A 13,702-nucleotide genomic window follows, 5' to 3' on the forward strand; every position below is an offset into this window, starting at 1 on the left:
AGTGTAACAAACCTGTAAATATTCCCTATAAAAAGACTGTCAGTTGAGGACATTATGAAAAAACTGGTGCTATCGCTCTCTCTGGTTCTGGCCTTCTCCAGCGCAACTGCGGCGTTTGCTGCGATTCCGCAAAACATCCGCATCGGTACCGATCCGACCTATGCGCCATTTGAATCAAAAAATTCACAAGGTGAACTGGTTGGCTTCGATATCGATCTGGCAAAGGAGTTGTGCAAACGCATCAATACGCAATGTACGTTTGTCGAAAACCCACTGGATGCGTTAATCCCGTCCTTAAAAGCGAAGAAGATTGACGCCATCATGTCATCGCTTTCCATTACGGAAAAACGTCAGCAAGAAATAGCCTTCACCGACAAACTGTACGCTGCCGATTCTCGTCTGGTGGTGGCGAAAAATTCCGACATTCAGCCGACAGTCGAGTCGCTGAAAGGCAAGCGGGTAGGCGTATTGCAGGGCACCACCCAGGAGACGTTCGGTAATGAACACTGGGCACCAAAAGGCATTGAAATCGTCTCGTATCAGGGGCAGGACAACATTTATTCTGACCTGACTGCCGGACGTATTGATGCCGCGTTCCAGGATGAGGTCGCTGCCAGCGAAGGTTTCCTCAAGCAGCCAGTCGGTAAAGATTACAAATTCGGTGGCCCGTCTGTTAAAGATGAAAAACTGTTTGGCGTAGGGACCGGCATGGGCCTGCGTAAAGAAGATAACGAACTGCGCGAGGCACTGAACAAAGCCTTTGCCGAAATGCGCGCTGACGGTACTTACGAGAAATTAGCGAAAAAGTACTTCGATTTTGATGTTTATGGTGGTTAATCGCCATCGGTGAAAGAAAGCCCGCTCCCTTCGGGTAACCGGAGGGAGACAAGAGGCGGTAATTCACCACACACGACAGGACAGGCTGCATGTTGTATGGGTTTTCAGGTGTTATTTTACAGGGTGCGCTCGTCACGCTGGAGCTGGCTATCAGCTCTGTAGTGCTCGCCGTAATCATCGGTTTAATTGGCGCTGGCGGTAAGCTCTCGCAAAATCGGCTTTCGGGCCTTATTTTCGAAGGCTACACCACGCTGATTCGTGGCGTGCCGGACTTGGTGTTGATGCTGCTGATTTTCTACGGTTTGCAGATTGCACTAAACACGGTGACGGAGGCGATGGGCGTCGGGCAGATTGATATTGATCCGATGGTCGCAGGTATTATCACTCTTGGTTTTATCTACGGTGCTTACTTTACCGAAACGTTCCGTGGCGCGTTTATGGCTGTGCCGAAAGGACATATAGAAGCGGCGACGGCGTTCGGTTTTACTCGTGGGCAAGTGTTTCGGCGGATCATGTTTCCGGCGATGATGCGTTACGCCCTGCCAGGCATTGGCAACAACTGGCAGGTGATCCTTAAATCTACCGCACTGGTTTCGTTACTTGGCCTGGAAGATGTGGTCAAAGCCACGCAGCTGGCAGGCAAAAGTACCTGGGAACCGTTCTATTTCGCCATCGTTTGTGGCGTGATTTACCTGGTTTTCACCACCGTTTCCAATGGTGTGCTGCTGTTCCTTGAGCGCCGCTACTCCGTGGGTGTGAAGAGGGCTGACCTGTGATCGAAATCTTACATGAATACTGGAAACCGCTGCTGTGGACTGACGGTTATCGCTTTACTGGCGTGGCGATCACCCTGTGGCTGCTGATTTTGTCGGTAGTGATAGGCGGAGTCCTGGCGCTGTTTCTGGCGATTGGTCGCGTCTCAAGTAATAAATACATCCAGTTTCCAATCTGGTTATTTACCTATATTTTTCGCGGTACGCCGCTGTATGTTCAGTTGCTGGTGTTCTATTCCGGCATGTACACGCTGGAAATTGTTAAGGGAACCGAGTTCCTTAACGCCTTTTTTCGCAGTGGCCTGAACTGTACCGTGCTGGCGCTGACGCTCAACACCTGCGCTTACACTACCGAGATTTTTGCCGGGGCAATCCGTTCAGTGCCGCATGGGGAAATTGAAGCCGCCAGAGCCTATGGCTTCTCGACCTTTAAAATGTATCGCTGCATTATTTTGCCATCGGCGCTGCGTATTGCGTTACCGGCCTACAGCAACGAAGTGATCCTGATGCTGCACTCTACTGCGCTGGCTTTCACCGCTACAGTGCCGGATCTGCTGAAAATAGCCCGCGATATTAACGCCGCCACGTATCAACCTTTTACCGCCTTCGGCATTGCCGCGGTGCTCTATTTAATCATCTCTTATGTCCTGATCAGCCTCTTTCGCAGAGCGGAAAAACGCTGGTTGCAGCATGTGAAACCTTCTTCAACGCACTGAGAATACGATGTCCGAGAATAAATTAAACGTTATCGATTTGCACAAACGCTATGGCGAACACGAAGTGCTGAAAGGGGTCTCACTGCAAGCGAATGCCGGAGATGTCATAAGCATCATCGGATCGTCGGGATCGGGGAAAAGTACCTTTCTGCGCTGCATTAACTTCCTCGAAAAACCGAGCGAAGGATCGATCGTGGTCAATGGCCAGACGATCAATCTGGTGCGCGACAAAGATGGTCAACTCAAAGTCGCCGATAAAAATCAGCTGCGCTTACTGCGCACACGCCTGACGATGGTATTCCAGCACTTCAATCTCTGGAGCCATATGACGGTGCTGGAAAATGTCATGGAAGCGCCGATTCAGGTGTTGGGCCTGAGCAAGCAGGAAGCGCGCGAGCGGGCGGTGAAGTATCTGGCGAAAGTCGGGATAGACGAACGTGCGCAGGGGAAATATCCGGTGCATCTTTCCGGCGGTCAGCAACAGCGTGTTTCCATCGCAAGGGCGCTGGCGATGGAACCGGAAGTTTTACTGTTTGATGAACCTACCTCGGCGCTCGATCCTGAACTGGTAGGCGAAGTGCTGCGCATTATGCAGCAACTGGCAGAAGAGGGGAAAACCATGGTGGTAGTGACTCACGAAATGGGCTTTGCTCGCCATGTTTCTACTCACGTCATTTTCCTCCATCAGGGGAAAATAGAAGAAGAGGGCGCGCCAGAACAGTTATTCGGTAACCCGCAAAGTCCTCGTCTGCAACAGTTCCTTAAGGGATCGCTGAAATAATTCCCCCTCCGGTGGCTAACGCTGCCGGAGTATTTTCAAGGGGAATTTGCGAGTCAGCTTCCGCTGAAATGTAAAAGTTGCAGTCCGCTAAAAATAGTTCTGAATTCGCTGTCCAAAGATAAAAACTGCCTGCTGCATTGGGGGTTAATCGTGGTTATTGTCGCGTTATCTTAAATTTGAGGGGTGACGGAACGCCATGACAATATCGACAACTTCCACGCCGCATGACGCGGTATTTAAATCTTTTTTACGCCATCCAGACACCGCGCGGGATTTTATTGATATTCATCTTCCCGCGCCGCTGCGCAAACTGTGTGATTTAACAACGCTTAAACTGGAACCAAACAGTTTTATTGATGAAGACCTGCGGCAATATTATTCCGACCTCTTGTGGTCTGTGAAAACGCAGGAGGGAGCGGGTTATATTTATGTGGTGATAGAGCACCAAAGTAAGCCAGAGGAATTAATGGCTTTTCGCATGATGCGCTATTCCATTGCGGCGATGCAAAACCATCTTGATGCGGGCTATAAAGAGCTTCCATTAGTGATCCCGATGCTGTTTTATCATGGTTGCAGAAGCCCTTATCCATATTCACTCTGCTGGCTTGATGAATTTGCCGAGCCTGCGATTGCCCGCAAAATTTATTCATCGGCTTTTCCGCTGGTGGATATTACCGTGGTGCCAGATGACGAGATTATGCAACATCGCAAAATGGCGCTGTTGGAGTTAATTCAGAAACATATTCGTCAGCGCGATCTGTTGGGATTAGTCGACCAAATTGTTTCGCTGCTAGTTACAGGGAACACTAATGACAGACAGCTAAAAGCCCTGTTTAATTACGTATTACAAACGGGGGATGCCCAGCGTTTCCGTGCATTTATTGGTGAGATAGCGGAACGCGCACCACAAGAAAAGGAGAAACTGATGACTATTGCTGACAGATTACGTGAAGAAGGCCGGAATGATGGATTAATTCTGGGCAAACGCGAAGAAGCCCTGCGTATTGCTCAGGAGATGCTGGAGAGAGGTTTAGACAGAGAGTTAGTTATGATGGTGACCCGACTTTCACCAGACGATCTTATCGCGCAAAGCCACTAATTCTGTAACACCAGGAGTTAACTGGCGGATGTTTGCAGTAAACCACATCAGCGAACAACATCCGCCAGCGCCTCTTCTAAATCGTACCAGCGAAACGCAAAACCCGCTTCTTCCAGCCGTTTAGGCAATGCTCGTTGTCCACCTAATACTAGTACTGAAGATTCGCCCATTAACAGTCGAATGGCGGTCACAGGGACGCGCAAAATGGCCGGGCGATGCAGCGCATGACCGAGCGCATGGGCAAATTGTTCATTGCGTACCGGGTAGGGCGAAACCATATTAAATGGCCCGCGCAGCTCGTTATCCAGCAGCCAGAGAATGCCGTTGACCATATCATCAATATGAATCCAGGCCAGATACTGCCGACCGGAACCAATCGGCCCGCCCAAGCCAAGACGAAACGGCGGCAGCATTTTACCGAGAATACCGCCATCCGGTGCCAGCACTACGCCGGTACGCAGCAGGCACACTCGCGTTTTGTCACTTTGTGCCCGACAGGCAATTTCTTCCCAGCGGGCGCAGAGTTTATGGGTAAATTCGTTATACGGCGGTTCCTCTTCGGTAACCACCACTTCACCTAAGTCGCCATAAAAGCCCGTTGCCGAGCCGGAAATGAGTACCGACGGTGGCGTGTCGCTGGCATTAATCAAATCGACCAGTTTTTGCGTGATATTCCAGCGGCTTTGGCAGAGACGCTCTTTTTGCTCGTGAGTCCAGCGTTTATCAGCAATCGGTTCTCCGGCCAGGTTGATTACCGCATCAACGCCGTTGAGGTTGCTTTGATCGGCAAGCCCTTGCCATAGTGTCACCCGAGGGCCGAGAACAGAACTGGCTTTCTGCGGGTTACGCGTCATTACCGTGATTTGATGGCCCAGCTCCAGCAAACGTGGAATCAAATGGCGACCAATTAATCCCGTCCCTCCGGTGATCACTATGTTCATGCAGCCTCCCGATATGGCGGTTAACGCTGCCAGCTTAAGGTCATGGATACCGAATCGGCGTAGCGCAGCGCGTGCAGTTTATCGATCTCCACTTCAGCATACGTCACCCAGTGATGTTCACGTGCGATATCGAGCACATCCTGAGTTAATTTTTCCAGCAAAGAGAAACGGTTATTCTCTACATGCTGAATAATGTTTTTCGTTACGGTGCGATAATTCAGCGCATCGTTGATATCTTCGCTGGTGCGCGCTTTATCGGCGGGATAGTGGATAGTCACATTGATAACAATATCCTGACGGTTGTTAATTTCTTCTTCCTTAATTCCGATAAACGTACGTAAACGAAGGTTCTTTATACGAATAATAGCGGCAGGTTGTGCCATTGCAGGTTCTCCGTTGTTTTACTTAGGATGAAATAATACACGAGAACCTGTTTCTGTTAACTATCCGAACGCTCATCACCGAGTTGTGCTTTTAGCAGTGCCTGACCGGTGGCAGGGCGCGAACGGATCCGCTCATGCCAGTTCTTGACTGCCGGATACATTGCGAGGTCAATTCGCTGGCGAGTCCAGGCATTAACCCACGGCCAGCAGGCAATATCCGCAATGCTGTAGTTCTCACCTCCCAGCCAGGGCGAGTTTTCCAGTCGCTTGTTCAGTACATGGTACAGACGCTGAGTTTCAACCTGATAACGTTCAATAGCGTAAGGAATGGTTTGGGGGGCTGCGTGATTAAAATGATGATTCTGCCCAAGCATCGGCCCCAGTCCGCCTACCTGCCAGAATAACCACTGTAATGTGGCGGCGCGTTCACGCATTTCATGACTCAAAAAGAGTCCCGTTTTCTCAGCCAGATACAACAAAATGGCACCAGACTCAAAGAGGCTTAGCGGTTCGCCGCCATCGGCTGGAGAATGATCAACAATTGCCGGAATTTTGTTGTTAGGCGAAATGTGCAAAAATTCCGGGCGAAACTGACCGCCTTTCCCCAGGTCTACCTTTATCAAGCGATAATCCAGCCCTGCTTCTTCGAGAAACAGCGTAATTTTGTGACCATTTGGTGTCGGGGCGAAATAGAGATCGATCATTGCAGCTCCGGTTGTCTAATCATCTGAACACCACAAGTATAGAAAGCGCGGCGACTTGCGTGAGTATTCGTCACGTGACAGTGACAAAAAGGCTCTATAGTTTGATAGCTAGCCACCTTTATTGCCGAGGACATAATGAGTAAACCCGCTATCACGCTTTGGTCAGATGCTCATTTTTTCTCCCCTTATGTGTTATCCGCCTGGGTGGCGTTGCAGGAAAAAGGCCTGTCGTTTCATATCAAGACCATCGACCTCGACAGCGGTGAACATTTGCAGCCGACGTGGCAAGGTTACGGTCAGACACGCCGTGTGCCGTTATTACAAATCGATGATTTTGAGTTGAGTGAATCTTCTGCCATTGCGGAGTATCTGGAAGATCGATTTGCGCCACCGACCTGGGAACGCATTTATCCGCTTGATTTAGAAAATCGTGCGCGTGCACGACAGATTCAGGCCTGGCTGCGTAGCGATCTGATGCCCATCCGCGAAGAACGTTCGACAGATGTCGTTTTTGCGGGTGCGAAAAAAGCGCCATTAACGGCGGAGGGAAAAGCCAGTGCAGAGAAACTGTTCGCGATGGCAGAACATTTGTTAGCACTGGGGCAGCCGAATTTATTTGGTGAATGGTGCATTGCTGATACTGATCTGGCGCTAATGATTAACCGCCTGGTACTACATGGCGATGAGGTGCCGGAACGCCTGGTGGATTATGCGACATTCCAGTGGCAGCGAGCGTCTGTGCAGCGTTTTATTGCACTTTCGGCGAAGCAATCTGGCTGATAGCGACGACAGAATCCAGTATCATAGCTTACGTTTTTTCGACGAGGAGTGAGTGATGAAACTGATGTTTGCATCGGACATTCATGGGTCGTTACCGGCGACGGAACGTGTTCTGGAGTTGTTTGTCCAAAGCGGTGCCCAGTGGCTGGTGATCCTTGGCGACGTGTTGAATCACGGCCCGCGTAATGCTTTACCGGAGGGTTACGCGCCAGCCAAAGTCGCTGAACGGCTTAATGAAGTGGCACATAAGGTTATCGCTGTGCGCGGCAACTGCGACAGCGAAGTGGATCAAATGCTGCTGCATTTCCCGATAACCGCGCCGTGGCAACAGGTATTACTGGAAAAACAACGTCTGTTTTTGACGCATGGTCATCTTTTTGGCCCGGAAAATCTACCTGCTTTAAACCAGAACGATGTGCTGGTGTACGGTCATACTCATTTGCCAGTGGCAGAACAGCGGGGGGAGATTTTCCACTTTAACCCCGGCTCGGTGAGTATTCCGAAAGGCGGTCATCCGGCGAGTTATGGCATGCTGGATAATGACGTACTTAGTGTAATCGCACTCAATGATCAAAGTATCATTGCGCAGGTCGCGATTAATCCGTAATTTACCCACAACTCAAAATGCGCCGTAAGAGCGCCAGAAAAAGAAGGTTTCCTGATAATGGAACAGCGTCGTTTGGCAAGTACTGAATGGGTGGATATTGTCAATGAAGAGAACGAAGTCATTGCACAAGCCAGCCGGGAACAAATGCGGGCACAGTGTCTGCGTCATCGTGCAACTTACATCGTCGTGCATGATGGCATGGGCAAAATTCTGGTCCAGCGTCGTACCGAGACAAAAGACTTTTTACCCGGCATGTTAGATGCGACCGCAGGCGGTGTAGTCCAGGCCGATGAGCAACTGCTGGAATCCGCGCGTCGCGAAGCGGAAGAAGAGTTGGGCATTGCCGGTGTCCCCTTTGCCGAGCACGGGCAGTTCTATTTCGAAGATAAAAATTGCCGAGTCTGGGGCGCGTTGTTCAGTTGCGTCTCTCACGGTCCCTTCGCTCTACAGGAAGATGAAGTCAGTGAAGTTTGCTGGCTGACGCCGGAAGAAATCACCGCACGCTGCGATGAGTTCACTCCAGACTCGCTGAAAGCGCTGGCGTTGTGGATGAAGCGCAATGCCAAAAATGAAGCCGTAGAGACTGAAACGGCAGAATGAAAAAAGAGCCGCAATTGCGGCTCTTAACATTTTTAGTGGTAGCCCATCAACTGAGCGCCGATCACCACGACGCTGGACATAATAAACAGCAGTCCAAGCAGTGTCGCGCCCACCTTCAGCCAGTTACGGAAGTCCACCCGGCAAACACCGAGCGTTGCCATTAACGAAGCTGAGGTCGGGTAAATGATGTGGCTGAAGCCATCACCAAACTGGAACGCCAGCACGGTAACCTGACGGTTAACACCGACCAGATCGCCAAGCGGTGCCAGTAACGGCATGGTTAACGCCGCCTGACCAGAACCAGACGTCACGAAGAAATTAAATACCGCCTGGAAGAGCAACATAAACCAGGCCGCGACCGCGTTATCCAGACCGCTAATGGCATTGGCAATGCTGTTGAGGATGGTATTTAACACGCTGGCATCACCCGCTTCACCATTACCGACCAGCAGCAAAATCCCTTTGGCGAAACCCACCAGCAGGGCAGGGGCGATCATCATTCGCGCCCCTTCGGTAAAGGATGAAGCCATGGTATTAACCGTCATGCCGTTAAGGCGGAAAACAACACCGATGATGCCAATCACCAGACCCATGGTGAAGAACTGGCTGGCAATTTCAGGAATAAACCAGGCATTAACGATCACGCCCCAAATCACCCAGACCATTACGGCGGTCAGGACAATCAATACCAGCCAGTCACCAAAGGTAAACGGACGTTGTTCAACATCAGCCTGCTTTTCACGAAAGAAGCGGTCGGACTCATGCACGCGTGACAGAAGAGGATTCTTTTTCACTCGTGAGGCGTACACCATGGTAAAGATCAGGCCAATCAGAGTGGCGATAACCCACACCACGATGCGCAACCCGGAGCCAGAAAGCACCGGAACGCCGGCAATCCCCTGAGCAACGACCACACAAAACGGGTTCATCCACGAACTGGCAAAACCGATTTGCGTGGCGATATAGGTCACCAGGACGGTGGTAATACTATCATAGCCCAGCCGGACCATTAGCGGTGCGATGATAATGGCAAAGGCGACGGCCTCTTCTCCCATACCAAATACCGCGCCGCCAAGTGAAAACAGAATAAAGAGCGCAGGAATAAAGAGAATTTCATTCCCGCGGGTATGGCGAATAAGCGCCAGGATACCGTTATCAATGGTTCCTGTACGCATCACAATGCCAAACGCGCCGCCAATCACCAGCATAAACATGATGATGCCAACGGCTGTCCCGTATTTCGATCCTGAGGTTAACCCTTCAAACGGGAAGTTCATCAGGCCCGGGCGTTCATCGCCCGTCGTGAACAGCTGTACGCGGTGATACTCAGGTTCGCCTGCTTCGTTAGTCAGAATGCGAAATGAGTGTGGATCTACGACTTTGCGTGTTTTTGTTTGACCATCAACCTGATACTGCACTTCCTGACTGTCAAACATCCCCACCGGAACTACCCAGGTGGCAAGGCTGGTTAAAATAGCAACAAAAAAGATAATCACCAACGTATCGGGCATTGCCCATCTTCTTGTTGGTTTAGATTCAGTGATTGCGGACATAGCGCAAATATTCCCTTGCACAAAACAAAGTGGTAAGTATGCAAATTGAGATGGCGTAATTCATTGATGCAGCGCAGTTAAGCAAGATAATCAGAAAGGATTAATGCAAATTAAGAGAATAAAAAACCGGAAATAGTCACTATTTCCGGTTCAGATATCCGCAGCGCAAAGCTGCGGATGATGACGAGATTACTGCTGCTGTGCAGACTGAATCGCAGTCAGCGCGATGGTGTAGACGATATCGTCAACCAGTGCGCCACGGGACAGGTCGTTAACCGGTTTGCGCATACCTTGCAGCATCGGCCCGATGGAGATCAGGTCGGCAGAACGCTGTACCGCTTTGTAGGTGGTGTTACCGGTGTTCAGATCCGGGAAGATGAACACGGTAGCGCGACCAGCAACCGGAGAGTTCGGCGCTTTGGATTTCGCAACGTCAGCCATTACCGCAGCGTCGTACTGCAGCGGACCGTCGATCATCAGGTCAGGACGTTTTTCCTGCGCCAGACGAGTTGCTTCGCGAACTTTTTCTACGTCGCTACCAGCACCAGAAGTCCCGGTGGAGTAGGAGAGCATAGCAACGCGCGGTTCGATACCGAAGGCCGCAGCGGAATCAGCGGATTGAATCGCGATTTCTGCCAGCTGTTCTGCGGTCGGATCCGGGTTGATCGCACAGTCACCGTAAACGTAAACCTGTTCCGGCAGCAGCATGAAGAACACGGAAGATACCAGGGAGCTGCCCGGAGCCGTTTTGATCAGCTGCAGCGGCGGACGGATGGTGTTTGCGGTAGTGTGAACAGCACCGGAAACCAGACCATCAACTTCATCCTGTTCCAGCATTAGCGTACCGAGAACCACGTTGTCTTCCAGCTGTTCTCGGGCAACGGTTTCGGTCATGCCTTTGTTCTTACGCAGCTCGACCAGACGACCAACATAGCTTTCGCGAACCACTTCTGGATCAACGATTTCAATGCCTGCACCCAGTTCTACACCCTGAGACGCTGCAACACGGTTGATCTCTGCCGGATTACCCAGCAGTACGCAAGTTGCGATACCACGTTCAGCACAGATAGCGGCTGCTTTAACGGTACGCGGTTCGTCACCTTCCGGCAGAACGATACGTTTGCCCGCTTTGCGCGCAAGTTCAGTCAGCTGATAACGGAACGCTGGCGGAGACAGACGACGGCTGCGCTCAGAAGTGGCAGTCAGAGAATCGATCCAGTCAGCGTTGATGTAGTTAGCAACGTATTCCTGAACTTTCTCGATACGCTCGTGATCGTCAACCGGAACTTCCAGGTTGAAGCTCTGCAGGCTCAGAGAAGTCTGCCAGGTGTTGGTGTTCACCATAAATACCGGCAGGCCGGTAGCGAAAGCACGTTCGCACAGTTTAGAAATGCGCGCGTCCATTTCGTAGCCGCCAGTCAGCAGCAGGGCACCGATTTCTACGCCGTTCATGGCAGCCAGGCAAGCGGCAACCAGCACGTCAGGACGGTCTGCGGAAGTCACCAGCAGAGAACCGGCACGGAAGTGCTCCAGCATGTGTGGAATGCTGCGTGCGCAGAAAGTGACGGATTTAACGCGGCGAGTATTGATGTCGCCTTCGTTGATGATGGTCGCATTCAGGTGGCGAGCCATATCGATCGCACGAGTCGCGATCAGGTCAAAGCTCCACGGCACCGCGCCGAGAACCGGCAGCGGGCTGGATTCTTGCAGCTTCGCCGGATCAACATTGTTTACTTTAGCTTTGGAAGAGTCGTCGAAAATCTCGGACAGATCCGGGCGAGTACGACCCTGTTCATCAACCGGTGCGTTCAGTTTGTTAACGATAACGCCGGTGATGTTGGTGTTTTTGGCACCGCCGAAGCTGTTGCGGGTCAGTTCGATACGCTCTTTCAGCTGTTCCGGGGTGTCAGTGCCCTGAGACATAACGAAGACGATTTCCGCATTCAGCGTTTTAGCGATTTCGTAGTTCAGAGACTGGGCAAACTGGTGCTTACGTGTCGGGACCAGACCTTCAACCAGAACGACTTCAGCGTCTTTGGTGTTAGCGTGGTAGTTTGCGACGATCTCTTCCATCAGCACATCTTTCTGATTGCTGGAAAGCAGACCTTCAACGTAGCTCATTTTCAGCGGTTCAGCGGCCGTCGTGGTGGAAGAGTTCGCACGCACGATAGTCGTAGTCTGATCGGGCGCATCGCCACCGGTACGCGGCTGAGCGATAGGTTTGAAAACGCTCAGACGAACGCCTTTGCGTTCCATTGCACGGATCACGCCAAGGCTGACGCTGGTCAGACCGACGCTGGTTCCGGTAGGGATCAGCATAATAATACGGGACACGGTTTATCCTCTTTCGTTACCGCCGATTTGGCGGGTTACAAAACAGCACCGCCAGCTGAGCTGGCGGTGTGAAATCAGGCAGTCAGGCGGCTCGCGTCTTGCGCGATAACCAGTTCTTCGTTGGTTGGGATAACCACCGCAGGACGGGTACCTTCTTTGTTGATGAAACCAGATTTGCCGAAACGTGCAGCCAGGTTGCGTTCATGATCAACTTCAAAGCCCAGCACGCCCAGTTTGCCCAGAGACAGTTCACGAACCATCGCGGCATTTTCACCGATACCACCGGTGAATACAACAGCGTCCAGACGACCATCCATCAGCGCAGTGTAGGCACCGATGTATTTCGCCAGGCGGTGGCAGTAAACGTCCATTGCGCGCTTCGCGTCTTCTTTCGTCGCGTAGTTGTCTTCAACATAGCGGCAGTCGCTGGTCACTTCGGTCAGACCCAGCAGGCCAGACTCTTTGGTCAGCAGTTTGTTGATTGCGTCAACGCTCATGCCCAGGGTGTCGTGCAGGTGGAAGATGATCGCCGGATCGATATCACCAGAACGGGTACCCATGACCAGACCTTCCAGCGGGGTCAGGCCCATAGAGGTGTCAACGCATTTACCGTTGCGGATAGCAGAAACGGAACCACCGTTGCCCAGGTGGCAGGTGATGATGTTCAGTTCTTCTACCGGTTTGTTCAGCATTTTTGCCGCTTCCTGGGTTACATAGAAGTGGCTGGTGCCGTGCGCGCCGTAACGACGGATGCCGTGCTCTTTGTACAGGTTGTACGGCAGGGCGTAGAGGTAAGACTCTTCCGGCATAGTCTGGTGGAACGCGGTGTCAAATACAGCAACGTTTTTGTCTTTCAGCTGTGGGAAAGATTTCAGAGCTTCTTCGATACCGATCAGGTGAGCCGGGTTGTGCAGCGGTGCAAAAGAAGCTGCATCTTTGATACCCTGAATAACAGACTCATCGATCACTACGGAGCTGGTATACTTTTCGCCGCCGTGTACGATACGGTGACCGATAGCAGTCAGCTGCGCAGACAGTTCTGGTTTTTGTGCCAGAATAGTATTAACGATAAAGTTGAGCGCTTCGCTGTGAGCGGCGCCTGCACCTAAAGCCGCTTCCTGTTTATTGCCGTCCATTTTCCATTTGATACGTGCTTCGGGCAGGTGGAAACATTCGGCTAAACCAGAAAGGTACTCTTCACCATTTACTGCATCGATGATGGCAAATTTCAGTGAAGAACTACCGCAGTTCAGAACCAGTACTAACTTACTCGACATGGAAGTACCTATAATTGATACGTGGCTAAAAAAACGTCAGGGAGCCATAGAGCGTAGCGCATGATGACACCGACATTTATGATTAACATCATGCACTGCAAATTTTTTTTGCATGATGGAAGAAATATCTTGAGTCTATGCCATTTTGCGTAATTTTCAGCCAATGGCATAATGTATATGAATTTGACGACTCAATGAATATGTACTACTTAGGCCTTCAGGCTGCTAAAGGATACCTGATAGTGGGTATGGAAGACAAAATGTTTTGAACGTTGTCCCGCTGAGTTGTGAATTTGCACAAATTTTTGAATCTTTAT

The 13,702-nt window shown here is 51.1% G+C and carries 14 protein-coding genes; 8 read left to right on the top strand and 6 right to left on the bottom strand.

All coding sequences use genetic code 11. The annotated features are described in order from the left end of the window. Nucleotides 1–54: 54 nt before the first annotated feature. From hisJ to rpnB, 5 genes are all read left to right on the top strand, one after another. Nucleotides 55–837, top strand: a complete 783-nt coding sequence (hisJ, locus tag ACJHXB_RS20215; RefSeq protein WP_000737621.1) for a histidine ABC transporter substrate-binding protein HisJ — start codon at nucleotides 55–57, stop codon at nucleotides 835–837. A gap of 89 nt (nucleotides 838–926) precedes the next feature. Continuing rightward, the gene (gene hisQ / locus ACJHXB_RS20220) at nucleotides 927–1,613 is read left to right on the top strand and encodes a histidine ABC transporter permease HisQ (protein ID WP_000965518.1); all 687 of its coding nucleotides are present in this window, start codon (nucleotides 927–929) and stop codon (nucleotides 1,611–1,613) included. Continuing rightward, a complete protein-coding gene (locus tag ACJHXB_RS20225; RefSeq protein ID WP_000569958.1) occupies nucleotides 1,610–2,326 on the top strand; it encodes an ABC transporter permease in 717 nt (238 codons plus the stop codon). The genes hisQ and ACJHXB_RS20225 overlap by 4 nt, the downstream gene beginning before the upstream one ends. A gap of 7 nt (nucleotides 2,327–2,333) precedes the next feature. Then, complete coding sequence (gene hisP / locus ACJHXB_RS20230) at nucleotides 2,334–3,107, top strand: histidine ABC transporter ATP-binding protein HisP (RefSeq protein ID WP_001293612.1); 774 nt, start codon at nucleotides 2,334–2,336, stop codon at nucleotides 3,105–3,107. A gap of 196 nt (nucleotides 3,108–3,303) precedes the next feature. After that, complete coding sequence (gene rpnB / locus ACJHXB_RS20235; protein WP_000156126.1) at nucleotides 3,304–4,206, top strand: recombination-promoting nuclease RpnB; 903 nt, start codon at nucleotides 3,304–3,306, stop codon at nucleotides 4,204–4,206. A 47-nt stretch (nucleotides 4,207–4,253) separates the two neighbouring features. On the opposite strand, the gene ACJHXB_RS20240 is transcribed toward rpnB, so the two are convergent. From ACJHXB_RS20240 to yfcG, 3 genes are read right to left on the bottom strand one after another with little or no spacing between them, the layout of a single operon-like run. Beyond that, nucleotides 4,254–5,147 (bottom strand): TIGR01777 family oxidoreductase, encoded by an 894-nt coding sequence (locus ACJHXB_RS20240; RefSeq protein ID WP_001028316.1) that lies wholly within the window; start codon nucleotides 5,145–5,147, stop codon nucleotides 4,254–4,256. Between the two features lie 20 nt (nucleotides 5,148–5,167). Beyond that, entirely contained in the window at nucleotides 5,168–5,530 is a 363-nt protein-coding gene (gene folX / locus ACJHXB_RS20245) for a dihydroneopterin triphosphate 2'-epimerase (RefSeq protein WP_000068457.1), read from the bottom strand. A gap of 56 nt (nucleotides 5,531–5,586) precedes the next feature. Beyond that, a complete protein-coding gene (yfcG, locus tag ACJHXB_RS20250; RefSeq protein ID WP_000566481.1) occupies nucleotides 5,587–6,234 on the bottom strand; it encodes a GSH-dependent disulfide bond oxidoreductase in 648 nt (215 codons plus the stop codon). A 135-nt stretch (nucleotides 6,235–6,369) separates the two neighbouring features. On the opposite strand from yfcG, the gene yfcF reads away from it, so the two are divergent. The 3 genes from yfcF to yfcD are packed head-to-tail and all read left to right on the top strand — an operon-like array spanning nucleotide 6,370 to nucleotide 8,221. After that, nucleotides 6,370–7,014: a glutathione transferase gene (gene yfcF, locus ACJHXB_RS20255; RefSeq protein ID WP_000042447.1), complete on the top strand. Its 645-nt coding sequence runs from the start codon at nucleotides 6,370–6,372 to the stop codon at nucleotides 7,012–7,014. A 55-nt stretch (nucleotides 7,015–7,069) separates the two neighbouring features. Further along, nucleotides 7,070–7,621, top strand: coding sequence for a phosphodiesterase (yfcE, locus tag ACJHXB_RS20260; protein ID WP_001469102.1), 552 nt, complete (start codon nucleotides 7,070–7,072; stop codon nucleotides 7,619–7,621). Nucleotides 7,622–7,678: 57 nt separating this feature from the next. Continuing rightward, on the top strand, nucleotides 7,679–8,221 hold the full coding sequence (gene yfcD, locus ACJHXB_RS20265; RefSeq protein WP_000437935.1) for an NUDIX hydrolase YfcD: 543 nt from the start codon (nucleotides 7,679–7,681) through the stop codon (nucleotides 8,219–8,221). A 32-nt stretch (nucleotides 8,222–8,253) separates the two neighbouring features. On the opposite strand, the gene yfcC is transcribed toward yfcD, so the two are convergent. From yfcC to ackA, 3 genes are all read right to left on the bottom strand, one after another. Then, nucleotides 8,254–9,774 carry a putative basic amino acid antiporter YfcC gene (gene yfcC / locus ACJHXB_RS20270; RefSeq protein ID WP_001274493.1) on the bottom strand — a complete coding sequence of 507 codons (1,521 nt, stop codon included), beginning with the start codon at nucleotides 9,772–9,774 and terminating at the stop codon, nucleotides 8,254–8,256. A 189-nt stretch (nucleotides 9,775–9,963) separates the two neighbouring features. Further along, nucleotides 9,964–12,108 carry a phosphate acetyltransferase gene (pta, locus tag ACJHXB_RS20275; protein WP_000086716.1) on the bottom strand — a complete coding sequence of 715 codons (2,145 nt, stop codon included), beginning with the start codon at nucleotides 12,106–12,108 and terminating at the stop codon, nucleotides 9,964–9,966. Nucleotides 12,109–12,182: 74 nt separating this feature from the next. Further along, a complete protein-coding gene (gene ackA / locus ACJHXB_RS20280; protein WP_000095707.1) occupies nucleotides 12,183–13,385 on the bottom strand; it encodes an acetate kinase in 1,203 nt (400 codons plus the stop codon). Between the last annotated feature and the right edge of the window lie 317 nt (nucleotides 13,386–13,702).

Source organism: Escherichia sp. WS3227_2 (assembly GCF_046486495.1).
In the GTDB taxonomy this organism is placed as follows: Bacteria; Pseudomonadota; Gammaproteobacteria; order Enterobacterales; family Enterobacteriaceae; genus Escherichia; species Escherichia coli.